Below are 24,773 nucleotides of genomic sequence, written 5' to 3'. Positions count from 1 at the left end.
CGGGTTGGCGGCAACGGCGCGGTTCGCCGCGCACTTTAATCAATGAGGATATTCATGAAAGCAGTCAGTCTGTCTCGATCCTTTGGTGGGACTCAGCGCGGGTTTTCGTTGATGGAAGTCTCCATCGTCACAGCCATCGTGCTGCTCATCGCCATCGTCGGCATCCCCGCCATCGGCGGTTACGTCATCGAAAACAAGGTGCCCAAGGTCGGCGAAGAACTGCAGCGGTTCATCGCCAGCATGAAGATCAACGCGCAAGGCGGCGGCGTAACGCCCTACACGGGGCTGGACACCGGCGCCCTGGCCAATGCGCTGCGCGACTCCTCGGTGCTCTCGGTGCAGGGCACTGGCGCCGCGGCAAGCGTGGCCCACGGGCTGGGCGGCTCCGGCACCGGCGGCAGCGGCGTGGTCCAGGTCGAACCCGCATCCGTCGACGGTGCGGGCATGGGCTCCGCATTCACGCTTACCCTCACCAGTGTCAGCCACGCAGCCTGCCCGGCGCTCGCGTCAGTCCTGCAGCGGGTGTCGGAAATTATCTCCATCAGCGGCAGCAGCGGCGCCAAAGTCGTCAAGGATTCGATCACGAACCCCGCGACCCCGTACCGCGCGGCACAGGCCCAGGCGCAGTGCACCCAGGGCGATGTGAACACTTTCGTTTTCACCGCACGATGAGCGCGCCCCGCAGCGGCCGGCGCGCAGCGGGACGGCGGCAGGCAGGCTTTTCGCTCGCCGGGATGGCCCTGGCGCTCGCCATCACCACCGCCGTTGCCATCTGGGCGTCCAACGAAGTCGTTCGCGGCATCGAGGCCTCGGCTGCCCGCTCCACGGGCGTGTGGATGACGCAGATCCGGCTGGCGTTGATGGATGTGCTGTCGCGGCATTCCGAAGCCCTGTCCCAGGGAGATACGCCCGCGGCCAGCGACGGCCAGCCGCTCTTTGCCGACGCCCTCCACCCCACGCTGTCCGAACTGCGCGCCCAGGGCCATCTGCCCGCTGACTTTCCCGACCAGTCGGCCCTCGGCTTCGGCGCGGACATCCGCATCCTGCGCAGCCCGGCCTGTCCCGACGAACCCTGCCGGGTCGACGGCATCGTCTACGCCGACCAACCGCTGCTGAAAAAAGGGACGCAATTACCGGACGAAGTCGCCATGGCGTCCGTCATCACCGCCGCTGCCGGCTACGGCGGGGCCGTGTGGCCGCAGGTGCCATTCCAGTTGCGCGGCGCGGCGTTCGGCTTTCCCAATCCCGTGGCCGCCGAGGCGCCCACGTACGCGCCCGGCACGCTTGCGCTGTGGGCGGGCGCCGGCGCGGGGCTGCCTGACCTGACCGGCTACGTCAAAATGCGCGACACCCGCAATCCCGACCTGCAAGGCGGCTTGTCGGTGGCAGGCAACGTCGAAGCGGGCGGCTACATCGACGTGGGCGCCCGGGAAATCCCCGGCCATGCCTGCGGGGTGCAGCCGGGCGCGCTCGCCAAATCCGCCGCCGGCCAGTTGCTGTCGTGCGAATCCGGCGTCTGGATGCAGGCGAGCGGCGGCTTCGGCGGCGCCTTCAGCGTGAACTACCCGCTTGGCTGCTTCCATTACACCGGCATCTCCACCGCCAACCCCCGCACGGGCCAGTGCGCCTGCCCTGTGGGCTATGAAAGCGTGGTCGTGTCCTCCGGCGGCGTCTGGAAGGGAACCGAGGGCTGGACCATCGGTTATGTCTGTGTGCGGTGACCACTGTCCTGCCCGTTACCGCGTATTTCCGCCAACCCTCTATAATTGGCGATTCGCCCTAAATTCTGCTTCATCCACGATGAAATCCTCCGAGATTCGCCAGCAGTTCCTGCAATTCTTCAAGTCCAAGGGACACACCATTGTTCCCTCGTCGTCGCTCGTCCCGGGCAACGACCCGACCCTGCTCTTCACCAATTCGGGCATGGTCCAGTTCAAGGACGTCTTCACGGGCAAGGAATCGCGGTCGTACACGCGTGCCACCTCGTCGCAGCGCAGCGTGCGCGCCGGGGGCAAGCACAACGACCTGGAGAACGTGGGCTACACCGCCCGCCACCACACGTTCTTCGAAATGCTGGGCAATTTCAGCTTTGGCGACTACTTCAAGCGCGACGCCATCCAGTACGCCTGGGAGCTGCTGACACAGGTCTACAAGCTGCCGGCGGAAAAGCTCTGGGTGACGGTCTACCAGGAAGACGACGAAGCCTACGACATCTGGGCCAAGGAAGTGGGCGTGCCGGCCGAGCGCATCATCCGCATCGGCGACAACAAGGGCGCGCGCTATGCGTCCGACAACTTCTGGCAGATGGCCGATACCGGCCCCTGCGGTCCGTGCTCCGAAATCTTCTTTGACCACGGTCCCGAGATCTGGGGCGGCCCGCCGGGATCCCCCGAAGAAGACGGCGACCGCTACATCGAAATCTGGAACCTGGTGTTCATGCAGTTCGAACGCGACGCCGAAGGCAACATGCCGCGCCTGCCGCGTCCCTGTGTCGATACCGGCATGGGTCTGGAACGCATCGCCGCCGTCCTGCAGGGCGTGCATTCCAACTACGAAATCGATGTCTTCCAGCACCTGATCGCCGCTGCCGCGCGCGAAACCGGCATCAAGGACCTGGAAGACAACTCGCTCAAGGTCATCGCCGACCACATCCGCGCCTGCTCGTTCCTCATTGTCGACGGCGTGATTCCCAGCAACGAAGGCCGCGGCTACGTGCTGCGCCGCATCGTGCGCCGCGCGCTGCGCCACGGCTACAAGCTGGGCCAGACCAAGCCGTTCTTCCATCGCCTGGTGCCGGATCTCGTCGCCGAAATGGGCGAGGCCTATCCGGAACTGGCCGCCGTGGCCGACCGCGTGGCGCAGGTCCTCAAGCAGGAAGAAGAGCGCTTCGGCGAAACCCTCGAACATGGCATGCGTATTCTGGACACCGCCTTGGCCAATGTGCCCAAGGGCGGCGTGCTGGACGGCACCACGCTGTTCACCCTGTACGACACCTACGGCTTCCCGGTCGACCTCACGGCCGACATCTGCCGCGAACGCGAAGTCGACGTCGACATGGCCGGCTACGACGTCGCCATGGAGCGCCAACGCGACCAGGCCCGCGGCGCCGGCAAGTTCAAGATGGCCGAAGGCCTGAGCTACGAAGGCGCCGAAACGCGCTTCGAAGGCTACGAAAAGCTTGAGCTGGACAACGTCAAGGTCACGGCCCTGTACGTGGACGGCACGCAAGTGCAGGAAGTCAAAGCCGGCCAGAGCGCCGTCGTCGTGCTGGACGCCACCCCGTTCTATGCGGAGTCGGGCGGTCAGGTGGGCGACACCGGCCTGCTCGAAGCCGATGGCGTGCGTTTCGCCGTCGCTGACACCCTCAAGATCCAGTCCGGGGTGTTCGGCCATCACGGCACGCTGGAATCCGGCTCGCTGGCCGTCGGCGACACGCTGCTGGCCCGCGTGGACGCCGTCCGCCGCGCCCGCACGGTGCGCAACCACTCGGCCACCCACCTGATGCACAAGGCGCTGCGCCAAGTGCTGGGCGCGCACGTTCAGCAGCGCGGCTCGCTGGTTGACCCCGACAAGACCCGTTTCGACTTCGCGCAGGATGCGCCGCTGACGGCAGAGCAGATCGCCCGCGTAGAAGCCATCGTCAACGCCGAAGTCCTGGCCAACCATCCCACCGTCGCCCAAGTCATGGGCTACGACGATGCGGTCAAGGGCGGCGCCATGGCGCTGTTCGGCGAAAAATACGGCGATACCGTGCGCGTGCTCGACATCGGTTTCTCGCGCGAACTCTGCGGCGGCACGCACGTCACCCGCACCGGCGACATCGGTCTGTTCAAGATCGTGTCCGAAAGCGGCGTGGCCGCAGGCGTGCGCCGCATTGAAGCCATCACTGGCGATAACGCGCTGGCCTGGGTGCAGAACCAGAACGCCTTGCTGACCCAGGTCGCCGGCATGCTGCGCAGCACGCCCGCCGATCTGCCGGCGCGCATCGCGCAGGTGCAGGACCAGGTCAAGGCACTCGAAAAGGAACTTGAGCAGTCGCGCAACAAGCTTGCGGCCAGCGCCGGCAATGACCTGGCTTCCAGCGCCGCGGTCGACGTCAAGGGCATCAAGGTTCTTGCGGCCAGCATTGGCGACGTTGATCCCAAGGCGCTGCGCGGCATGGTCGACAACCTGAAGGACCGCCTGAAGCCTGCCGTCGTGCTGCTGGCTACCGGCTCCGCCGATGGCAAGATCAGCGTGGTCGGTGGCGTCACCGCCGACCTGACCGACCGCATCAAGGCCGGCGATCTGGTGGGCTTTGTCGCCAGCCAGGTGGGCGGCAAGGGCGGTGGCCGTCCTGATATGGCCATGGGCGGCGGCACGGATATCGCCGCGTTGCCCGCGGCCATTGCAGGCGTGCAGAAGTGGGTGGACGAGCGCCTCTGATGAGCGATGCCGATTCCCGTCTTGATGCCGGCGCCGAGGCGCCGGTGTTCGACCAAGACGTCGATGCCAGCGGCCTGACGTGTCCTTTGCCCATCCTGCGGGCCAAGAAGGCGCTTGCGCAGATGGAAAGCGGGCAGGTGGTGCGTGTCATCACCACCGACCGCAATGCGATCCGCGATTTTCAGGCGTTTGCGCGCCAGACCGGCAATGCGCTCGTCGCGCAGCAAGAGGCCGACGGACGCTGCGTGCATTTTCTGCGCCGGCGCTAGCCCGCCCGGCAATCGCCCCATGCAGTAGGCCCGCTCAACGAGCCCGCTGAATAGGCGAATAAGTCCGCTCAATGGATCGCTCAAAAGGCCCGCTCATGCAGCGGGCCTTTTTCTTGGCGTGCCGTTGCGCCTAACGGTGGATGGCCGCGGCGACGGCCTGCGTGATCGTGAAGTCCACCAGATCGCCTTCCTTCAATTGTTGAAGCTTCTGGCGCAGGGCCGGATCCCTGACCTGGATGGTGCGCCTGCCGCCTTGGGGACCCTTGAGGATCACCAGGTTCGCGCTCCGGTTGATGTGCCAGATCTCGGCCGTGATCGTGGTCTGGCGGCCAACCGCGCCGCCCGGCATCGCACCCTTGGCCGACCGGGTCGCGGCGGTCTCGGTGACGACTTCAGGCGCGCCGGAGCCTGCGGGGCGCACGTCCACCGCCACCGACTCGTAGTAGTCCAGCGTCAACGTGTCGCCGGGCTTGATCTGATTGAAATTGCGGATGTCCGGTCCGGCCACGATCTCCACGGTATTGCCGTCGGCGCCGCGCAGTGTGATGGTCCGGTTGGCCTGATCAACCGCTGCCACCTGCCCGGAGGCCGTTGTCAGCGCCGCGCCAATGACCCGCGCGGGCGCGTCCGTGGGCAAGGCCAGCGCGCCCGCCAGCAATCCAGCTACAGCCAGGCGCGCAACGGGTGCGAAGACTGATTTTTGGTTCTTCATGGTGTGCACACTCCAGTTAAAGGACTTTTTGTGGGGAAAAAGCGGAGTCAGGCAGGGGCGTGGCAACGCCGCCCGGATCTTCGGGGCGCTCGCGGCAAAGGCGGGGTATCAGGGATAGGCTGTCGCTTCCAAGCGGCCAGCAAGGCCAGGGCGTAGAGTTTTGCGCGGGTCGACATGAAATCCGATCTCTCCAATCAGATTGCTCTTCAGACGCACCAACTGCTCAAACGCATGACAACGGGGCAGGCTGCAGGCCAGGTCACTTGCACCCGCACCCGCCTGACGACGGACAGGGGGACGACAACACGACGTCCGGGCCTCCTGCAGATCGAGCCGCAGCAGGGCTGGGCTCGTGCTTGTAGAATACCCGGATGTGGTGTTTTGGGATACAAATCGCACCGCATCACAGATTCTTCGGCACTCGCATTTGCCAGCAGGCTCCTTTCAGTGCTAGAATTTCCCGTTTTTCACAACTAATTCAAGGGATTACCTATGGTGGTGATTCGCCTGGCCCGCGGTGGGTCCAAGAAGCGTCCGTTCTACAACCTGGTGGCCACCGATTCGCGTAACCGTCGCGACGGCCGTTTTATCGAGCGCGTGGGTTTTTACAACCCCGTGGCTAGCGAAGGCACGGAAAACCTGCGCATTGCGCTGGATCGCGTGCAGTACTGGACCGGCACCGGCGCGCAACTGTCGCCCGCCGTCGAGCGTCTGGTCAAGGAATACTCGGCCAAGGTTTCCGCCGCGGCCTAATTGCCCGCGACGCACATCCTTAGTTGAATTCTGAAGCAGCTGGTTTTTCGACGTTGAAAGCCTCGCGCTTGAAAGCGGACATTCCTAGCTGCTTCATCGCTATCCAAGCCTGATAAAGAGCACGATAAATGCCTGATGCCGCAACCTCCAACGCGGCGCCTACGGATTTGGTCGAGCTGGGCCGCATTACTGCAGCCTACGGTGTGAAAGGCTGGGTTAAAGTGCAGCCGCATTCGGCCAACGCCGAAGTGCTGCTCTCAGCGTCTCAATGGTGGTTGACTCGCCCTGTGCCTGAATTGGCGCGGGGCGCTGTCGCGTCTGCGCCTGTCGCATTCAAGATCTTGCAATCCCGTTCGCAGGGAGCCACCGTGGTGGCGCAACTGCAGGGCATTACGGATCGCGATCAGGCCGAAGCGTTGCGCGGACATACCGTGCAAGCGCCGCGTGGATCATTCCCCGCGCCCGAGGAAGACGAATACTACTGGGTCGATCTCATTGGTTGCGCGCTGTATTCCAGCGCCAACGGCGAATCCGCGCGAATTGGCGTGGTCAGCGAGGTCCTTGATAACGGTGCTCACGCCGTGTTGAAGGTCCTGCTGCAGAAGGGCGAGGGCGAAAGCCCCGAGCCCGTCCTGGACGCCAAGGGCCGACCCGCCGAAATGCTTGTTCCGTTCGTACGCGCGCACATCCACGCCGTTGATCTGGCTGCCCGCCGCATCGACAGCGATTGGCCCGCGGATTTTTGATGCGTATCGACGTCGTTACGCTATTTCCCGAAATGTTCGGGGTGGTGCGCGACCTCGGCGTCACCGGCCGGGCCCATGCCCAGGGCCGGTGGCAGCTTCATGCCTGGAATCCGCGCGATTTCACGCATGACGTACACCGTACCGTGGACGACCGCCCCTATGGCGGCGGCCCCGGCATGGTGATGATGCCGGGTCCCTTGGAAGCCGCCGTCAACGCCGCCCAGCAGGCGCGCGCCGGACAGGGCCTGGGTCCTGCCCCGGTGGCGCTGCTTGCGCCGGTCGGCCGGCGCTATGACCAGGCCGGCGCCGAAGCGTTGGCCGCCAGCGATGGCCTCATCCTCATTTGCGGCCGTTACGAAGGCGTGGACCAGCGCTTCATTGATCGCTGCGTCACGCAAGAGATCTCGCTGGGCGACTTCGTGCTCTCCGGAGGTGAAATCGCGGCGCTGGCCGTGATCGATGCCGCCGTGCGTTTATTGCCCGGCGTGCTCAACGACGGGGATTCCGCCCTGCAGGATTCCTTCAATGACACTTTGTCCGGCCTGCTGGACAGCCCGCACTACACACGCCCGGAAGTCTATGACGGCGAAGCGGTGCCGGCGCCCCTGCTGAGCGGGCATCACGCCAATATCGCCCGCTGGCGGCGCGAACGCTCGCTCGCGTTGACCGCCGCACGCCGGCCCGAGCTCATCGAATCGGCGCGCGCAAAAGGCTGGCTAAGCAAGCTGGACGAACGCTATCTGGCCGAGTTGGCCGGCACGCCGTTGCCTGCGGAGCAGGGTGCGAGACGCCGCCGGCCGCGCAAACCCGCCGTCGATGCCGCGCCCACGGGGCAGACCCAGCCCAGCCCCAAACCCGATCCCAACCGCGATCCGTCCGACGCTTCCTGACCGACGCGCCGGCCCGAAACGCCCGTAAACGCCCACTACGCTAGGGAAGTCCCTGGATTGTGGGCGTTTTTGCGGCTCCTTAGTATTGAAAATTACATGCACATGAAATTTTCATATGACCCGCTCCGCCGCCGTTCGCCGTGCCCGTGCAGCGCCCGCGTCCCCCGCTCATGCGGAACGACCGGAGTCGGCCGTCGATCTTTGGCTGGGTCAGCAGTTGCGTCAGTTGCGCAAGCAGCAGGGCCGGTCGCTCGCTGACGTCGCGCGAGCCTGCGGCATGTCGCTGGGGCTGCTAAGCCAGATCGAAAGAGGGCTGAGTTCGGCGTCCATCAAAGTCCTTCATCTCCTGGCGCGCGAGTTTCGCGTGTCGGTCAATTCGCTGTTGCGCAACGCCGAGCATACCGGCGGCGAGGAAGACGGGCGCGTGGCCCGCGCAGGCACGCACCGCCACATCGACCTGAAGGAAAAAGGCATCAGCAAAGAGATGTTCACGCCCGCGGCATGCCGCAGCATGGACCTGTGCCGCGCGTCCATTGCGCCCGGCGGATCGACCGGCAACGAACTGTTCGTAACGGGGCAGGGCGAGCAGATCGGCCTGGTGCTCAAGGGCGTGCTCGAGCTTTGGGTGGGCGACCGCGTCATCCGCCTGCAAGCTGGCGACAGCTTTTGCTACGCCAGCAGCACGCCGCGCCGCTGGTGCAATCCGGGGACCCAGACGACCGAAGTCATCTGGGCCATATCCAACATCACTCACGCCGCGGAGGACGACACGCCACAAGCGCCCTGAGCGCGCAGCACGCAAGCGGCGGAACGCGCGGGGAGCGTGCCGCCACCGGGCGCGCCACGCGCGGCCCGGCCTTCTTTGCCACGATGAGGATATGTCATGAAATTCAAGACTCTTGTTGTCTCTGTATTCGCAGCATTGTCCATGGCGGCGGGCGCCCAAGCCCAGACGGTGTTGAAGGTGGGGTCCACGCCCACCGGCAGCCCGTTCACGTTTCTCGATACCAAAACCAACAGCATCGAGGGCGTGATGGTAGACATCGTGAAAGCGGTGGGTAAGGAGGCCGGATTCTCGGTGCAGATCGAGCCCATGGCGTTTTCCGCGCTGATCGGCTCGCTGACGTCCAAGCGCATCGACATCGTGTCGGCGGCGATGTTCATCACGCCCCAGCGCCAGCAGGTGGTGAGCTTTTCCGAGCCCGTCTATCGCTACGGCGAGGGCCTGATGGTGCTCAAGACCGACAACAAGGAATACAAGTCGTTCGCCGACATGAAGGGCATGACCGTTGGCGTGCAAGTCGGCACCGCCTTTGTCGAGCCGATCCAGAAGAGCGGTGTCTTCAAGGAAGTGAAGCTTTACGACAACCCGCCCGACATGATGCGCGACGCCAACGCAGGCCGGATCCAGGGCGGCTTCATGGACTATCCCATCGCCGCGTATGTCCTGTCGCAGGGCAACTATCCCAACCTGAAAATGGCGCAGTCATATCAGCCGACGATCATGGGCAGCCTTGGGCTGGCCACGCGCAAGGACGACACCGAGCTGCTTGACCGCATCAACAAGGCGCTGGCCAAGCTGAAGGCCGATGGCGCCATCGACGCGATCCTGAAGAAGTGGGGCCTGGGCGGCGCCTGATGCCAGCCGGGCAATCTGAGCTCAAGCATTCGCGACATCCCGCTGGCGCCTCCACGCGCGCCGGCGGACGCAGCCCATCCGCAGCGCTTCTCGGGCTGTATCCCAAGCTGTCATCGCGGGCGGTCTTCTCGAGGTAGGTGGACTCATGACGGAATTCTTGAAAGACGCGGCAGAATTCATGCCGATCCTGCTGGAGGGCGCCAAGCTCACCATCCTGGTGACGCTGGGCTCGCTCGCGCTGTCGACGGTGCTGGGCCTGGTGTGGGCGTTGATGCGGGTGTCGGGCAACAAGTACTTGTCGGGGTTCAGCGCGGGTCTGGTCAATCTGCTGCGCGGCATTCCGATCATCGTGCTGCTCTTCTACATCTACTTCGTGATGCCGGACATGGGCGTGTCGCTGAGTGCGGTGCACGCGGCCATCATCGGCCTGGGCATCGCGTATTCGGCCTATCAGGCAGAGAACTTCCGCGCCGGCATCCAGGCGATTGATCGCGGGCAGATCGAGGCCGCGATGGCCATGGGCATGGGCTGGGGCCTGACGATGCGGCGCGTGGTGCTGCCGCAGGCCGTGAAGATCGTTCTTCCGCCGTACGGCAACATCATGATCATGATGCTGAAGGACTCGTCGCAGGCCTCGACCATCACCGTCGCAGAGCTTGCTCTGCAGGGCAAGCTCATCGCCGTATCCACGTTCAAGAACGCCACGGTGTTCACGCTGGTGGCGCTGATGTACCTGGTGATGTGCGTGCCGCTCATCCTGCTGGTGCGGCATCTGGAAAAACGGAGCGCAACCAAATGATCAGCCTGCAAGGCGTGAGGAAGAGCTTTGGCCCGCTCGAGGTCTTGAAGGGCATCGACGCCGAGGTCGAGCAGGGTGAGGTCGTGTGCGTCGTGGGCCCGTCCGGCTCGGGCAAGTCGACCATCCTGCGCTGCATCAACGGACTGGAGCGCTACAACGCTGGCCGCATCACCGTGGACGGCGAGCTCGTGGATTGCGATGCGCCCTCCATCGTGTCGATTCGCACGCAGGTGGCGATGGTGTTCCAGCGCTTCAACCTGTTTCCGCACCGCACGGCGCTGGAAAACGTGATCGAAGGTCCTATCTTCGTCAAGAAGGAACCGCGCGCTCAGGCGGTGGAGCGCGGCCGCGAATTGCTGGCCAGCGTGGGGCTGGCGGACAAGGAGCACGCGCATCCGAACCAATTGTCGGGCGGCCAGCAGCAGCGCGTGGCCATCGCGCGCGCGTTGGCGATGAGACCGAAGGCGATCCTGTTTGACGAGCCCACCTCGGCGCTCGATCCGGAGCTGGTCGGCGACGTGCTGGGGGTCATGCGCAAGCTGGCCGAAGCCGGCATGACGATGGTCGTCGTCACGCACGAAATGAGCTTTGCACGCGAGGTCGCCGACCGCGTCATGTTCTTCGATGGCGGTGTCATGGTGGAGCAGGGCGCTGCCCGCGAAGTCCTGAATCATCCGCAGCATCCGCGCACGCAGGACTTCCTGCGGCGCGTGTTGCATCCCATGTAAGGAAGGAAGCCCCATGCAGCCAGCGCCGTTTCCTCTTTCCCCGTCACTGTGGGCGGCCACCGCGGCGGCGCCGCCCCCCACCGCGCCGCTCGACGCTTCGGCGCAGGCAGACGTCGCCGTGATCGGCGGCGGCTACGCCGGCCTGTCCACCGCTTTGCACTTGGCCGAGCGCGGCGTCAAGGTCGTGCTGCTGGAAGCGCGCGAGATCGGCTTTGGCGGATCGGGCCGCAATGGCGGCCAGGTCATTCCCGGCTTGAAGTACGACCCGGACGATCTGATTTCGATGTTCGGGCCCGAGCGCGGCGAGCGGCTGACACGATTCGCCGGCGCGACGGCGGATGTCGTCTTTGACTTGATCGAACGCCATGCGATGGACGTGCCGCGCGTGCGCGCCGGGTGGATCCAGGGCGCGCACACGCCGCAGGCGCTGCGCATCGCGCAAGGCCGCGCGGCGCAGTGGGCGCGCCTTGGCGTGGACGCCCAGCCGCTCGACCGGTCGCAGGTCGCGCGTCTGATCGGCGCCGACAAGTACCTGGGCGGATGGGTGGACCGGCGGGCGGGGGCGGTGCAGCCGTTGAGCTACGCGCGAGGTCTGGCGCGCGCCGCGCTGAATGCGGGCGCGATGCTGCACACCGACACGCCCGTCACTGGACTGAGGCGTGACGGTGGCAAATGGACGGTGTCCACGGCACGCGGCCCCTCGGTCAGCGCCGATCGCGTGGTGATGTGCACCAATGCCTATGGCGGCGATCTGTGGCCCGGACTCAAGCCGTCCATCATCGACGCCAATACGTTTCAGGTGGCGACCGTGCCGCTGCCGGACCGCATCCGCGCGGGCATATTCCCCGAGGGCCACGTCACCTCGGACACGCGCAACCTGCTCCTGTACTTCCGTCTGGATCACCAGGGCCGGTTGCTGATGGGCGGCCGCGGCCCCTTCCGCGAGCCCAAGGGCGAGTCCGACTGGGCGCACCTTGAACGCGTGATGGTGAAGATGTTCCCGCAGGTGGCGGGCACGCCCTTCGAATTCCGCTGGTGCGGCCGGGTCGCCGTCACGCGCGACTATCTGCCGCATCTGCATGAGCCGCAGCCCGGACTGCTGGTGGACATCGGCTGCCAGGGCCGTGGCGTCGGCCTGCAGACGTGCATGGGCGCCGCGATGGCGCAATACGTGGCCACGGGCGATGCCAACGCATTGCCCGTGCCCCTGTCGCCTATCGTGCCGTTTCCGCTTTATCCGCTGCGCCGGCTGTACGTCAACGCGGTGGTGAGCTGGTACCGGATGACGGACGGCGGTGTTTGAAGGCCGCCAGGTCCACCGCCCAACTCCCGTCGTCACTCCCAAAGCAAAAACCCCGGAACGGCGTCCGGGGTTTCTGGGATTGCACTTAAAGCGCGGGGATCAGTCGCCCAGCTTGGCGCGTTGCTCCTGCACCTTCTGCAGCGTCTCGCCGAATTGCGCCATGCGGGCCTTTTCCTGTTCGACGACCGCGGCGGGGGCGCGTTCGACGAAGCTCGCGTTGGACAGCTTGCCCTGCGCTTTGGTGATCTCGCCGGCGAGGCGGGCGATTTCCTTGTCCAGGCGCACGCGCTCAGCGGCCACGTCGATTTCAACGTGCAGCATCAGGCGGCTGCCGCCGACGACCTGCACCGGCGCCCCGGCGTCGGGCAGGACGTCCAGCACGTCGACCTGGCTCAGCTTGGCCAGCGCGGCCAGGTACGGCGCGTTGCGCGTCAGCATGGGTGCGTCGCCTTGGGCGCACAGCGGCACCTTCTGGGCGGGCGACAGGCTCATCTCGCCGCGCAGCGCGCGCACGGCCTCGACCTGCGCCTTCAGTTCGGCCACGTCGGCTTCGGCGGCGGTGTCCACCGCATCCGGATTGGCCTTCGGGTAGGGCTGCACGCTGACGCTGTCGGTGGCGCCTTCCTTGCGCTTGCCGGCCACGACAGACACCTTCTGCCACAGTTCTTCCGTGATGAACGGAATGATCGGGTGCGCCAGGCGTAGCACGCATTCCAGGACGCGGATCAGCGTGCGGCGGGTGCCAAGCTGCTGGGCCGGCGTGCCGGTCTGGATCTGCACCTTGGCCAGTTCCAGGTACCAATCGCAGTATTCGTCCCACACGTAGCGGTAGATCGCGTTGGCGATGTTGTCGAAGCGGTAGTCGGCAAAACCGCGCGCGACGTCGGCTTCCAGCGTCTGCATCTGGCTGATGATCCAGCGGTCCACGAAGGACAGTTCGCCGGCATCAGCCACCGTCAGGTCATGGCCTTCGGTGTTCATCAGCACGAAGCGCGTGGCGTTCCAGAGCTTGTTGCAGAAATTGCGGTAGCCCTCGCAGCGCTTCAGGTCGAAGTTGATGTTGCGGCCCAGCGTGGCGTAGGCTGCCATGGTGAAGCGCAGCGCGTCGGTGCCGTAGGCGGGGATGCCGTCCGGGTACTGGCGGCGCGTGGCCTTTTCGATCGCGCCGGCCTGCTTCGGATTCATCAGGCCGTAGGTGCGCTTGCCCACCAGACCGTCCAGGTCGATGCCGTCGATCAGGTCCACCGGGTCCAGCGTGTTGCCCTTGGACTTGCTCATCTTCTGGCCGTCGGCGTCGCGGATGAGGCCGTGCACGTAGACGTGCTTGAACGGGATCTGGCCGGTCAGGTGCGTGGTCAGCATGACCATGCGCGCCACCCAGAAGAAGATGATGTCAAAGCCCGTGACCAGGACGCTGGAGGGCAGGTAACGCTGCAGATCCGGCGTGTTTTCCGGCCAGCCCAGCGTCGTGAAGGGCACCAGGCCCGACGAGAACCACGTGTCCAGCACGTCGGGATCGCGCGTGAGCGGACCCGTGACGCCGGCGGCGCGCGCCTGTTCGATTGCGCCGGCTTCGTCGTGGGCGACGAATACCTGGCCGTCTTCCGCGTACCAGGCCGGAATCTGGTGGCCCCACCAGAGCTGGCGCGAAATGCACCAGTCCTGGATGTTGTTCAGCCACTGGTTGTAGATGGTGGTCCAGTTGTCCGGGTAGAACTGGATGCGGCCGTCGGCCACGACTTCCAGTGCGACCTCGGTGATGCTCTTGCCGGGGTTCAGCGTGCCTTCCGGCGCGGGCTTGCTCATCGCGACGAACCACTGGTCGGTCAGCATGGGCTCGAGCACGACGCCGGTGCGGTCGCCCTTGGGCTGCATCATCTTGTGCGGCTCGACCTTGACCAGATAACCCTCGGCGTCCAACTGCGCGACGACGGCCTTGCGGGCCTCGTAGCGTTCCATGCCCTGGAACTGCTGGGGACCGTTTTCGTTGATGTGCGCGTCCAGCGTGAAGATCACGATCAGCGGCAGATCGTGGCGCATCGCGCAGGCGTAGTCGTTGAAGTCGTGGGCGCCCGTGATCTTCACGCAGCCCGTGCCGAATGCGGGGTCGACGAAGTCGTCGGCGATGATGGGAATGTTGCGGTCGCAAAGCGGCAGCTCGACCTGCTTGCCCACCAGGTGCTTGTAGCGGGGGTCATCGGGATGCACGCACAGCGCGCCGTCGGCCAGCATGGTTTCAGGGCGGGTCGTGGCGATGGTCATGCCGCGCAGAGTGACAGTCTGGCCCTCGTTGTCGACGATGGTTTGCGGGCCGTCGACGAACGGATAGAGGATGTGCCACATGTGGCCATCGGTCTCTTCGGACTGCACTTCCAAGTCGGAAACGGCGGTCAGCAGCTTGGGATCCCAGTTGACCAGCCGCTTGCCGCGATAGATCAGTCCCTGTTTATGCAGGCGGACAAAGGTCTCCACCACGCCGCGCGACATGCGGTCGTCCATGGTGAAGTATTCGCGCGGCCAGTCGGCCGACGCACCCAGGCGGCGCACCTGCCCGGTGATGGCGCTGCCAGACTTTTCCTTCCATTCCCACACTTTCTCGACGAATTTCTCTCGGCCCAGGTCGTGGCGCGAAACCTTTTGCGCGTCGAGCTGTCTTTCAACGACGATCTGCGTGGCGATGCCGGCGTGGTCGGTGCCGGGAATGAACACCGTGTCGTCGCCCGACATCCGGTGGTAGCGCACCAGCCCGTCCATGATGGTCTGGTTGAACGCGTGGCCCATGTGCAGGGTGCCCGTCACGTTGGGCGGGGGGAACTGGACGACGTAGGGCTGGCTTTCCGTCCCCGTTTTCACGTGCTGGCCGGCGGCGAAGTAACCGCGCTTGTCCCACTCGGCGTACCAGCGGGATTCCAGTTCGGAGGGTTCGAAGCTCTTGGAGAGTTCCGGGGTTTCGCCGGCGATGGGCGCGGCGTTCGGGGGAGCAGCTTGAGTCATTACTAAGTTCCGGCAGACAGGGGCGCCCGGGTAGGACGCGGGCAGCAAACCGCTCATTTTAAGATGTAATGCGGTCTTCTCAGCGTGTTAGAATACCGGGTTACTGTAAACCTTTTAGAAGTCCCTGAATTCATTGAGGATTCCTTCGGAAATGCGCGCAGAATCATTGGATTCGCCTGCATCCGGAATCCCGCTGGCATTCCAGGATGCGTCCGACAGGTCGGCAGTGTCGAATCCTGTCTTGGTCGGTGGTTCAGGACGGCCCGAGACACCCATACGTTTCGGACCTCCTGCGTGCCAACGGCGCGATGGCGCTTGACGTGGCACCGAAGGGTGGCACCCAAGGGCGGCATCGGCAAGCACAGAGCCCCGCCAGGCAATTAATTAGAAACCCGTCAGAAATCAGTTTTCGGAGTCCTTTATGTCCATTCAACGCACCCTCTCGATCATCAAGCCCGACGCCGTCGCCAAGAACGTGATCGGCCAGATCGTCGGCCGTTTCGAGCAAGCCGGCCTGAAGGTCATCGCCGCCCGCCTGACCCAACTGTCGCGCGCCGACGCCGAGCGTTTCTACGCCGTGCACGCCGCCCGTCCCTTCTTCAAGGACCTGGTCGACTTCATGATCTCGGGCCCCGTGTTCGTGCAAGTGCTGGAAGGCGAAGAAGCCATCCAGAAGAACCGCGACCTGATGGGCGCCACGGACCCCAAGAAGGCTGACGCCGGCACCATCCGCGCCGACTTCGCCGACAGCATCGACGCCAACGCCGTTCACGGCTCCGACGCTCCGGAAACGGCCGCTGTCGAAGTGGCTTTCTTCTTCCCCGAAATCAACATCCACAGCCGTTAATTTTTGGCTTAAGTTGTTGAAAGCGCTTTAAGTTTTACCTGGTTATGGAATCCGTCGAACGAATCAATCTGCTGGGGCTGGACGGCTCCGCCCTGTCCGAACTGGTCGGGCAGTGGGGCGGCAAGCCGTTTCGTGCCCGCCAGTTGCAGCGCTGGATGCACCAGCGCGGCGCCGATTCGTTCGACGCCATGACCGACCTGGCCCGCGATTTCCGCAGCCAGCTTGCGTCGCAATGCCGCATCGAGGCATTGCCCGTCAACATCGAGCAGCGCTCGACCGACGGCACCCGCAAGTGGCTGTTTGATGTGGGGCAGGGCAATGCCATCGAAACCGTCTTCATCCCCGAAGACGACCGCGGCACGCTGTGCATTTCCAGTCAGGCTGGCTGCGTGGTGAACTGCCGCTTCTGCTCGACCGGGCACCAGGGCTTCAACCGCAACCTGAAGACCAGCGAAATCATCGGCCAGTTGTGGTGGGCCAAGCGCGTGCTAGAGGCCGACATCGGCACGGCCCGCCTTGAAAGCGCCCGCGCCACCGAAGACACGCGCGTCATCAGCAACGTCGTCATGATGGGCATGGGCGAACCCCTGCTCAATTACGATCAGGTCCTGCCTGCGCTGCGCCTGATGCTGGACGACAACGCTTACGGGCTGTCGCGCCGCCGCGTCACGGTGTCCACCTCTGGCGTCGTCCCCATGATGGACCGCCTGTCGCAAGACTGTCCCGTGGCGCTTGCCGTTTCGCTGCACGCGCCCAACGACGCGCTGCGCGACGAGCTCGTGCCGCTGAACAAGAAATACCCGCTGAAGGAGTTGCTGGCCGCCTGCGAACGCTATCTCGCATTTGCGCCGCGCGACTTCATCACGTTTGAATACTGCATGCTGGACGGCATCAACGACACCGACCAGCACGCCAAGGAACTGATCCACATTGCACGCCAGGTGCGCTGCAAGCTGAACCTCATTCCGTTCAACCCATTCCCCGCGTCCGGCCTGAAGCGATCGGCCTCGGCGCGGGTGAAGGTGTTTGCCCAGCGTCTCATGGACGCCGGCATCATCACCACGGTCCGCAAGACCCGGGGCGACGACATCGATGCGGCTTGCGGCCAACTGGCCGGAGAGGTGCGGGATCGCACTCGGATCACCGAGCGCAATGCCGCACAGCGCCAGACCATACCAATTAAACAGGTGCACGCATGACGCAGGATTTCGCTTCTGCAGTTTCCGACTCGTCCGCCGGTTCGGTGGGCAGCGTGGGCGCCGCCTTGCGCGGTTTGCGCCAGTCCAAGGGCTGGTCGCTCGACGAAGTCTCCAGCCGCATCAAGTTTTCCACCAAGCAGATCGAAGCCCTTGAAAACGAACAGTGGGATCATCTGCCCACCGGCGTTTCCTTGCGCGGCCTCGTCCGCAACTACGCGCGCCTGCTTGGCGCCGACGCCGAGGCCATCGTCGATTCGCTCGACCCCAAGGCTCGCGTCACGGGGCCGGCCAAGCTTAGCCCCAGTTCGCTGCACTCGGCGCATTCCATCCCCCAATCCAGCGCCGACGACGACCGCTCGTCCACGACGTCCTGGGGCTGGCTGATCGCCATTGTGCTGGTGCTGGCCGCCGGCGTGGCGTATGCCTTCTGGCAAGGTTGGCTGCCGCAGCAGTGGCTGCCGGCCGACTGGCTGCCGAAGCCGACCAAGTAACCCGGTTCCACCCGATGCAAGATTCTTCTCTGCCTTGCCAGGACGCGCCGCCTCCCTCGGTGGGAGCCGCGGCGCGCCGCGCCACGCGTTCCGTCGCGGTCAAGTGGGGCGAACGCGTCGTGACGGTGGGCGGAGACGCCCCGGTCGTGGTCCAGTCCATGACCAACACCGACACCGCGGACGCCATTGCCACCGCGATCCAGGTCAAGGAACTGGCGCAGGCCGGCTCCGAGCTCGTGCGCATCACCGTGAACACGCCGGAAGCCGCCCGCGAGGTCGTCGCCATCCGCGAACAGCTCGACCGCATGGGCGTCAACGTGCCGCTGGTGGGAGACTTCCACTACAACGGCCACAAGCTGCTGACGCAGTTTCCGGAATGCGCGCAGGCGCTGTCCAAGTACCGCATCAACCCCGGCAACATGGGGGGCGGCAAGCGCCGCGACGACAACTTCGCGCAAATGATCGAAGTCGCCTGCCGCTACGACAAGCCGGTGCGCATCGGCGTCAACTGGGGCAGCCTGGACCACGAACTCATGGCGCGCAAGATGGACGAAAACAGCCGGCGCGCCCAGCCCTGGGAAGCGCAGGCCGTCATGCGCGACGCGCTGGTTGTCTCGGCCATCAGCAATGCCCAGCGCGCCGAAGAACTCGGCCTGCGCCGCGACGCCATTATTCTGTCGTGCAAGGTCAGCCATGTTCAGGATCTCATCGCGGTCTACCGCGATCTGTCCGCCCGTTGCGACTATCCCCTGCATCTGGGCCTGACCGAGGCCGGCATGGGCAGCAAGGGCATCGTGGCCTCGACCGCCGCGCTTGCCGTGCTGATGCAGCAAGGCATCGGCGACACCATCCGCATATCGCTCACGCCTGAGCCGGGCGGCGATCGCAGCCGCGAAGCCATCGTCGCGCAGGAAATCCTGCAAACCATGGGCCTGCGCGCCTTCACGCCCATGGTCGTCGCCTGCCCGGGCTGCGGCCGCACCAGCAGCACGTTCTTCCAGGAACTGGCCGACAGCATCCAGTCGTTCCTGCGCCGGCAGATGCCGGTGTGGCGTGCGCAGTATCCCGGCGTCGAATCCATGAACGTCGCGGTGATGGGCTGTGTGGTCAATGGGCCGGGCGAAAGCCGTCATGCCGATATCGGCATCAGCTTGCCGGGCACCGGCGAAGTGCCGGCCGCGCCGGTGTTCGTCGACGGCGAGCGCACGGTGACGCTCAAGGGCGACCATATCGCCGAAGAGTTCCAGGCCATCGTTGAAGAATACGTTGCGCGCCGTTATGGCGCGCTCGCCTCTCACTAAAGTAAGGGTGTAGCCACTGGCGCGCTTCTCGGGCGCGCCAGCGGCATGATCAAGATGACTCAAGCTTTCCAGAAAGTCGCCGCCATACGCGGCATGAATGACCTGCTGCCGGGGGCAAGCGCCCGCTGGGAGCAATTCGAGGAAATCGTGCGCGGGTGGCTGCGCGGCTACGGCTATCGCAATGTGCGCACGCCGGTGCTTGAGCATACGCGCCTGTTTGCGCGCGGTATTGGTGAAGTCACCGACATCGTCGAAAAAGAGATGTACACGTTCACCGACGCGCTCAACGGCGAGTCGCTGACCATGCGCCCCGAAATGACCGCCGGCATCGTGCGCGCCTCCATCGAGCACAACCTGCTCTACGACCGCCCGCAACGCGTCTACTCCATCGGTCCCGTGTTCCGCCACGAGCGCCCGCAACGCGGCCGCTATCGCCAGTTCCACCAGATCGACGTCGAAGCCCTCGGCTTTGCCGGTCCCGATGTGGACGCGGAACTCATCGTCATGCTGGCCCGCCTCTGGAAGCTGCTGGGCCTGAAGGACGTGCGCCTGGAACTGAATTCGCTGGGCCAGCCGGCTGAACGCGCCGCCCACCGCGCCGCTCTGATCCAGCATCTGGAAAAGCACCGCGACATCCTCGACGAGGACGGCCAGCGCCGCATGTACACCAATCCGCTGCGCGTGCTGGACACCAAAAACCCCGCCATGCAGGAAATGGCCGACAGCGCGCCGCGCCTGTTCGACTTCCTGGGCGAAGAATCCCGCGCGCACTTCGAGGGCGTGTGCCAGCGCCTGACCGACGCCGGCATCGAATACCGCCTGAACCCGCGCCTGGTTCGCGGCCTGGACTACTACAACCTGACCGTCTTCGAATGGGTCACGGACCGCCTGGGATCCCAAGGCACGGTCTGCGGCGGCGGCCGCTACGACGGCCTGGTCGAACTGCTGGGCGGCAAGACCGCGCCGGCCGTGGGCTTTGCCATCGGCATGGAGCGCCTGCTCGACCTGTGGGAACAAAGCGTTGAAATCGCCGCGCCGGCCGAGTGCGATGTCTACATCGTGCACCAAGGCGAAGACGCGCAGCGCCTTGCCGCCCGGGTCGGCGAAGACCTGCGCGACGCGGGCCTCTCGGTCATCGTGCATGCCGGATCGGCGGGGTTCAAGTCGCAATTCAAACGCGCGGACGCCAGCGGCGCCCGCGTTGCGGTTATCCTTGGCGCCGACGAAGTGGCGTCGCAGACCGCCAGCGTCAAGTTCCTGCGCGCAGAAGAGCAGGGCGATGCGGCGCAGCAACAGGTTCCGCTGGCAAAGCTGGCCGACGCATTGAACAACAAGGGTTAAGGCATGGCATACGATCTTGAAGAACAGGAAAAACTCGACGCGATCAAGGCGTGGTGGGCCCGCTACGGGACGCTGCTGCTGGCGCTGACGACGGTGGTGCTCCTGGCTTGGGGCGGCTGGTGGGGCTGGAAGGCGTACGAATCGCACCAGGCCAACCAGGCCATGGGTTACTTCGAAGCGCTGGAAGATGCCGCTCGACTGGGCGGCGCCGATTCCTCGGTGCGCATCAAGACCGCCGCCGCGACCCTGCGCGAAAAATATCCCAACACCGGCTACGCCGCGCGTGGCGCCCTCGTGGCCGCGCAGGCCCTGCAGGCGCAGAAGGATGATGCCGGCGCCCGCGAACAGCTCGAATGGCTGGCTGCCCAAGGCAAGAACCCCTCCATGCAAGCCGTGGCGCGCCTGCGCCTGGCGGGCATGATGCTCGACCAGAAGCAATACGACGCCGCGCTGGCGCAGCTGAACAATCCGCCGGCTGCCTTTGCCGCCTTGTTCGCTGACCGCCGCGGGGACGTGCTGGCTGCGCAAGGCAAGCGCGAGGAAGCGCGCGCGGCCTGGCAGAGCGCCATCGATGGCCTGGGCCTGGCCAATCCCCTGACCCAGGTTGTGCAACTGAAACTGGATGCCTTGAGCGGAGCGTGACTGTAATGCGTAAATTTGCACCTGGCCGTACGTGGCGCGGCGCCGTCCTGCTGGCAAGCCTGCTTGCCCTGGGCGGTTGCGGTATGTTTTCCCATGACGACGGCCGCTACGATCCGGCACCCCTGACTGAATACAAGGCCGGCATGTCCGTGCGCCAGGTCTGGTCCACGTCCATTGGCAGCGGCTCCGGCCTGGGCTTCGCGCCCACCGTGCTCGGCGACGCCGTCTATGCCGCGACGCCTGACGGCTCCGTCGGCAAGTTCGATCTGCAAAGCGGCCGTGCCATCTGGAAGGCCAAGGCCGACACCAAGCTGTCGGCCGGCGCCGGCAGCGACGGCACCACCACCGCCGTGGCGTCGCCCAACGGCGATGTCATCGCCTTCGACGACACCGGCAAGGTGAAGTGGAAGGTCCGCGCCACCAGCGACGTCGCGATCCCGCCCGCGGTCGGCTACGGCATCGTTGTTGTGCGCAGCGGCGACTATCGCATCCAGGCATTCGATGCCAACAGCGGCGAACGCGTCTGGAGCGTGCAGCGTCCCGGCCCGTCGCTCGCCTTGCGCAGCGTTTCGCAAATGGTCTTGGCCGAAGGCTTGGTCATCACCGGCCTGCCCGGTGGCAAGCTCATGGCCATCGCGTCCAACAGCGGCAACGTGCAATGGGAAGGCACCGTGGCAACGCCGCGCGGCGCCAGCGACCTCGAACGCCTGACCGACGTGGTCGGTGCGCCGCGCATTGCGGGCAACCTGCTGTGCGCGGTCGCCTATCAGGGACGCATCGTCTGCTTTGACGTCACTGCCGGTGGCCGTCCGCTCTGGACGAAGGACTTCTCCAGCGTCAGCGGCCTGTCGCTCGATGACCGCTTCGCCTTTTCTGCCGACCAGAACAGCGTGGTCAACGCGTTTGCGCTGGATAATGGCGGTAATCTCTGGAAGCAGGCCGCCCTGAAGAACCGCCAGCTCACCGCTCCGGCTATGCTGGGGGGAGCGCTGGCTGTCGGCGATCTGGACGGATATGTGCATTTCCTGTCGCGCAGCGACGGCAGCCTGATGGCGCGCCTGTCGGTGGGCGGCGGCGCGGTCGTGTCACCGCCGCAGACGACGCCCCAAGGCGTGCTGGTCCAGACGGGCAATGGCAATCTCGTCCTGATCGGCACCAACTGAACCTTATAAAACAAAGCCTTTTACCGTGTCTTTCAAGCCTGTCGTTGCCCTGGTCGGCCGCCCCAATGTGGGGAAATCGACCCTTTTCAATCGCCTGACGCGATCGCGCGCCGCGCTGGTGGCCGATTATTCCGGCCTGACCCGCGATCGCCATTATGGCGAGGGCAGGGTGGGCGATATTCCGTTCATCGCCATCGATACCGGCGGTTTCGAGCCCGTGGCCAAGGACGGCATCCTGCTCGAAATGGCCCGCCAGACCCGGCAGGCCATCGCCGAGGCGGACGTCGTCGTGTTCCTGGTGGATGCCCGTGCGGGCATCAACGCGCATGACCACGAAATTGCGCAGCTGCTGCGCAAATCCGGTCAGCAGCGTGTGCTGCTGGCGGTGAACAAGGCTGAAGGCATGGGCCTGGGCCCCGCCATCGCCGAATTCCATGAACTCGGCCTGGGTCAGCCCTATCCCATTTCGGCGGCGCACGGCGACGGCATCGTTGACCTGATCGAGCTCGCGCTCAAGGATCTGGCCGAACCGCCCGCCGAAGAAGAACCGGTCGAAGAAGGCGAGCACGATCACCGCATCAAGCTGGCGATCGTGGGACGCCCCAACGTGGGCAAGTCCACCCTCATCAACACGTTCATGGGCGAAGAGCGCGTGATCGCGTTCGACATGCCGGGTACGACGCGCGACGCCATCGAAATCGATTTCGACCGCGATGGCCGCCGCTATACGCTGATCGACACGGCTGGGCTGCGCAAGCGCGGCAAGGTCTTCGAGGCCGTCGAAAAGTTCTCCGTCATCAAGACGTTGCAGGCCATCGAGGCCAGCAACGTCGTGCTGCTGATGCTCGACGCGCAGACCGAAATCTCCGAGCAGGACGCGCACATCGCCGGGTTCGTGCTGGAAACCGGTCGTGCCGTGGTCGTGGCCATCAACAAGTGGGACGGCCTGGACGGCGAAGAGAAGGAACGCATCGAGCGCGAATTCAACCGCAAGCTGCGTTTCCTGTCGTTCGCGCGCGTCCACACCATCTCGGCGCTGCGCGGGCAGGGCATCAAGCCTGTGCTCAAGTCCATCAACGCCGCACACGCCGCCGCGTTTGCCAAGCTGTCCACGCCCAAGCTCACGCGCGAGTTGCAGGCCGCGGTCGAGCAGCAGCAGCCTCCGCGCAAGGGCATCTTCCGTCCCAAGCTGCGCTATGCGCACCAGGGCGGACAGAACCCGCCGCTGGTCGTGATTCACGGCAATGCGCTGGACGCGATTCCCGATTCGTACCGCCGTTATCTCGAAACGCGTTTCCGCAATGCGTTCGACCTGGCCGGCACGCCGCTGCGTATCGAATTCAAGTCCTCGCACAACCCCTACACGCAGGAAAGCTGATCCATGAGCCGTTTCTGGAGTCCCGTTGTCGGGACGCTCAGTCCGTATGTGCCGGGCGAGCAGCCCAAGCTTCAGAACCTGGTCAAGCTGAACACCAACGAGCATCCTTACGGGCCGTCGCCCAAGGTGCTCGATGCGATCCGCGCGGCCTGCGACGACACGCTCAAGCTTTATCCGGACCCGTCCTCGGACCGCTTGCGCGAGGCCATCGCCGCAGCCGTCGGCGCGCAGCCGCAGCAGGTCTTTGTCGGCAATGGCTCCGACGAGGTCCTGGCGCATGCGTTCCTTGCGCTGCTCAAGCATGACCGTCCGCTGCGTTTTCCGGACATCACGTACAGCTTCTATCCGGTGTATTGCGGCCTGTACGGCATCGCGTTCGAAACGATGCCGCTCACCGCGGATTTCCGCATCGACGTCGAAGACTACCTGCCGGCGCGTCACGGCCAGGCAGGCGCCATCATCTTCCCGAACCCCAATGCGCCCACCGGCCGCGCGCTCAGCGCCGCCGAGGTCGAACGCATCGTGGCCGGCAATCCGGACACGGTCGTCGTCGTGGATGAGGCATACGTGGATTTCGGCGCTGAGTCGGTAATCCCCCTGGTCTCGCGGTACGACAACCTGCTGGTGGTGCAGACGCTTTCCAAGTCGCGATCGCTGGCCGGTTTGCGGGTGGGCTTCGCTGTAGGCAGCGCCGCGCTCATCGACGGGCTCGAGCGGGTAAAGAACAGTTTCAACTCCTACCCCATCGACCGGCTGGCATCCGTCGGCGCAGTGGCGGCCCTTGAGGATACGGAGTATTTTGAGCAGACCCGCAATGCCGTGATCGAGACCCGGTCGCGCATGACGGCAGGGTTGGAGGCGCTAGGCTTCGAGGTGCTCCCGTCGGCGGCGAACTTCGTGTTCGCGCGCCATCAGGCGAAAGACGCCGCGATGCTCGCCACCGCCTTGCGCGAGCGCAGCATCATCGTGCGCCATTTCCGGCATGCGCGGATCGACCAGTTCCTGCGCATTACGGTGGGTACCGAAGGCCAATGCGATCAGCTTCTGCAAGCGCTCGAGAAGATCCTGCAGGGTTGATTTCAGAGGCTTTTCAGCTGGAAAACTCTGGTCTCATTTTTGCTTCCTGGCCAAGTAGCACGGGCCGGGAAAACCC

The 24,773-nt window shown here is 65.1% G+C and carries 23 protein-coding genes; 21 read left to right on the top strand and 2 right to left on the bottom strand.

Annotation, left to right across the window (positions count from 1 at the left end):
- The first annotated feature begins 54 nt into the window (after nucleotides 1-54).
- The 4 genes from ASD71_RS26450 to ASD71_RS26435 all read left to right on the top strand — a co-directional run bounded on the left by ASD71_RS26450 (nucleotide 55) and on the right by ASD71_RS26435 (nucleotide 4,694).
- A complete protein-coding gene (locus tag ASD71_RS26450; protein ID WP_156395326.1) occupies nucleotides 55-672 on the top strand; it encodes a type 4 pilus major pilin in 618 nt (205 codons plus the stop codon).
- Nucleotides 669-1,721, top strand: a complete 1,053-nt coding sequence (locus ASD71_RS26445) for a hypothetical protein (protein ID WP_056571470.1) — start codon at nucleotides 669-671, stop codon at nucleotides 1,719-1,721. The genes ASD71_RS26450 and ASD71_RS26445 overlap by 4 nt, the downstream gene beginning before the upstream one ends.
- A 79-nt stretch (nucleotides 1,722-1,800) precedes the next feature.
- Nucleotides 1,801-4,425, top strand: a complete 2,625-nt coding sequence (alaS, locus tag ASD71_RS26440) for an alanine--tRNA ligase (RefSeq protein WP_056571468.1) — start codon at nucleotides 1,801-1,803, stop codon at nucleotides 4,423-4,425.
- Complete coding sequence (locus ASD71_RS26435; protein ID WP_056571465.1) at nucleotides 4,425-4,694, top strand: sulfurtransferase TusA family protein; 270 nt, start codon at nucleotides 4,425-4,427, stop codon at nucleotides 4,692-4,694. Before alaS ends, ASD71_RS26435 begins: the two co-directional genes overlap by 1 nt.
- A 130-nt stretch (nucleotides 4,695-4,824) precedes the next feature.
- On the opposite strand, the gene ASD71_RS26430 is transcribed toward ASD71_RS26435, so the two are convergent.
- Nucleotides 4,825-5,406 (bottom strand): hypothetical protein, encoded by a 582-nt coding sequence (locus ASD71_RS26430; RefSeq protein WP_056571463.1) that lies wholly within the window; start codon nucleotides 5,404-5,406, stop codon nucleotides 4,825-4,827.
- Between the two features lie 492 nt (nucleotides 5,407-5,898).
- On the opposite strand from ASD71_RS26430, the gene rpsP reads away from it, so the two are divergent.
- The 8 genes from rpsP (at nucleotide 5,899) to ASD71_RS26390 (ending at nucleotide 12,264) form a co-directional block, all read left to right on the top strand.
- The gene (rpsP, locus tag ASD71_RS26425) at nucleotides 5,899-6,159 is read left to right on the top strand and encodes a 30S ribosomal protein S16 (protein WP_008165084.1); all 261 of its coding nucleotides are present in this window, start codon (nucleotides 5,899-5,901) and stop codon (nucleotides 6,157-6,159) included.
- Nucleotides 6,160-6,287: 128 nt separating this feature from the next.
- Nucleotides 6,288-6,905, top strand: coding sequence for a ribosome maturation factor RimM (gene rimM / locus ASD71_RS26420; RefSeq protein ID WP_056571461.1), 618 nt, complete (start codon nucleotides 6,288-6,290; stop codon nucleotides 6,903-6,905).
- Nucleotides 6,905-7,795: a tRNA (guanosine(37)-N1)-methyltransferase TrmD gene (trmD, locus tag ASD71_RS26415; protein WP_056571459.1), complete on the top strand. Its 891-nt coding sequence runs from the start codon at nucleotides 6,905-6,907 to the stop codon at nucleotides 7,793-7,795. The genes rimM and trmD overlap by 1 nt, the downstream gene beginning before the upstream one ends.
- A gap of 115 nt (nucleotides 7,796-7,910) precedes the next feature.
- The gene (locus tag ASD71_RS26410; RefSeq protein WP_056571457.1) at nucleotides 7,911-8,582 is read left to right on the top strand and encodes a helix-turn-helix domain-containing protein; all 672 of its coding nucleotides are present in this window, start codon (nucleotides 7,911-7,913) and stop codon (nucleotides 8,580-8,582) included.
- A gap of 96 nt (nucleotides 8,583-8,678) precedes the next feature.
- Nucleotides 8,679-9,434, top strand: a complete 756-nt coding sequence (locus tag ASD71_RS26405) for an ABC transporter substrate-binding protein (RefSeq protein WP_056571455.1) — start codon at nucleotides 8,679-8,681, stop codon at nucleotides 9,432-9,434.
- Nucleotides 9,435-9,579: 145 nt separating this feature from the next.
- Nucleotides 9,580-10,233, top strand: coding sequence for an amino acid ABC transporter permease (locus ASD71_RS26400; RefSeq protein WP_056571453.1), 654 nt, complete (start codon nucleotides 9,580-9,582; stop codon nucleotides 10,231-10,233).
- Nucleotides 10,230-10,961 carry an amino acid ABC transporter ATP-binding protein gene (locus ASD71_RS26395; protein ID WP_056571452.1) on the top strand — a complete coding sequence of 244 codons (732 nt, stop codon included), beginning with the start codon at nucleotides 10,230-10,232 and terminating at the stop codon, nucleotides 10,959-10,961. The genes ASD71_RS26400 and ASD71_RS26395 overlap by 4 nt, the downstream gene beginning before the upstream one ends.
- 13 nt (nucleotides 10,962-10,974) lie before the next feature.
- Nucleotides 10,975-12,264: an FAD-binding oxidoreductase gene (locus tag ASD71_RS26390; protein ID WP_056571450.1), complete on the top strand. Its 1,290-nt coding sequence runs from the start codon at nucleotides 10,975-10,977 to the stop codon at nucleotides 12,262-12,264.
- 99 nt (nucleotides 12,265-12,363) lie between these two features.
- Here the strand turns inward: ASD71_RS26390 and ASD71_RS26385 are convergent, their stop codons facing one another.
- Nucleotides 12,364-15,258 carry a valine--tRNA ligase gene (locus ASD71_RS26385; RefSeq protein ID WP_056571448.1) on the bottom strand — a complete coding sequence of 965 codons (2,895 nt, stop codon included), beginning with the start codon at nucleotides 15,256-15,258 and terminating at the stop codon, nucleotides 12,364-12,366.
- 421 nt (nucleotides 15,259-15,679) lie between these two features.
- Between ASD71_RS26385 and ndk the strand changes: the two genes are divergently transcribed.
- The 9 genes from ndk to hisC are packed head-to-tail and all read left to right on the top strand — an operon-like array spanning nucleotide 15,680 to nucleotide 24,697.
- On the top strand, nucleotides 15,680-16,105 hold the full coding sequence (gene ndk, locus ASD71_RS26380) for a nucleoside-diphosphate kinase (RefSeq protein ID WP_056571446.1): 426 nt from the start codon (nucleotides 15,680-15,682) through the stop codon (nucleotides 16,103-16,105).
- Between the two features lie 44 nt (nucleotides 16,106-16,149).
- Nucleotides 16,150-17,304 carry a 23S rRNA (adenine(2503)-C(2))-methyltransferase RlmN gene (gene rlmN, locus ASD71_RS26375; RefSeq protein WP_056571444.1) on the top strand — a complete coding sequence of 385 codons (1,155 nt, stop codon included), beginning with the start codon at nucleotides 16,150-16,152 and terminating at the stop codon, nucleotides 17,302-17,304.
- Nucleotides 17,301-17,795 carry a RodZ family helix-turn-helix domain-containing protein gene (locus ASD71_RS26370; RefSeq protein ID WP_056571441.1) on the top strand — a complete coding sequence of 165 codons (495 nt, stop codon included), beginning with the start codon at nucleotides 17,301-17,303 and terminating at the stop codon, nucleotides 17,793-17,795. Before rlmN ends, ASD71_RS26370 begins: the two co-directional genes overlap by 4 nt.
- 14 nt (nucleotides 17,796-17,809) lie before the next feature.
- The gene (gene ispG, locus ASD71_RS26365) at nucleotides 17,810-19,096 is read left to right on the top strand and encodes a flavodoxin-dependent (E)-4-hydroxy-3-methylbut-2-enyl-diphosphate synthase (RefSeq protein ID WP_056571439.1); all 1,287 of its coding nucleotides are present in this window, start codon (nucleotides 17,810-17,812) and stop codon (nucleotides 19,094-19,096) included.
- A gap of 54 nt (nucleotides 19,097-19,150) precedes the next feature.
- On the top strand, nucleotides 19,151-20,437 hold the full coding sequence (gene hisS, locus ASD71_RS26360) for a histidine--tRNA ligase (RefSeq protein WP_156395324.1): 1,287 nt from the start codon (nucleotides 19,151-19,153) through the stop codon (nucleotides 20,435-20,437).
- Nucleotides 20,438-20,440: 3 nt separating this feature from the next.
- On the top strand, nucleotides 20,441-21,079 hold the full coding sequence (locus tag ASD71_RS26355; RefSeq protein WP_056571434.1) for a tetratricopeptide repeat protein: 639 nt from the start codon (nucleotides 20,441-20,443) through the stop codon (nucleotides 21,077-21,079).
- Between the two features lie 5 nt (nucleotides 21,080-21,084).
- A complete protein-coding gene (bamB, locus tag ASD71_RS26350) occupies nucleotides 21,085-22,242 on the top strand; it encodes an outer membrane protein assembly factor BamB (protein WP_056571431.1) in 1,158 nt (385 codons plus the stop codon).
- Nucleotides 22,243-22,267: 25 nt separating this feature from the next.
- Nucleotides 22,268-23,620, top strand: coding sequence for a ribosome biogenesis GTPase Der (gene der, locus ASD71_RS26345; RefSeq protein WP_056571428.1), 1,353 nt, complete (start codon nucleotides 22,268-22,270; stop codon nucleotides 23,618-23,620).
- A gap of 3 nt (nucleotides 23,621-23,623) precedes the next feature.
- Complete coding sequence (gene hisC / locus ASD71_RS26340; protein ID WP_056571423.1) at nucleotides 23,624-24,697, top strand: histidinol-phosphate transaminase; 1,074 nt, start codon at nucleotides 23,624-23,626, stop codon at nucleotides 24,695-24,697.
- Nucleotides 24,698-24,773 lie beyond the last annotated feature (76 nt).

This window comes from Achromobacter sp. Root565, assembly GCF_001427425.1.
GTDB lineage: Bacteria > Pseudomonadota > Gammaproteobacteria > Burkholderiales > Burkholderiaceae_B > Achromobacter > Achromobacter spanius_D.
Note: the sequence above shows the minus strand (reverse complement) of the source record. Positions and strands in the feature narration are given on the sequence as shown.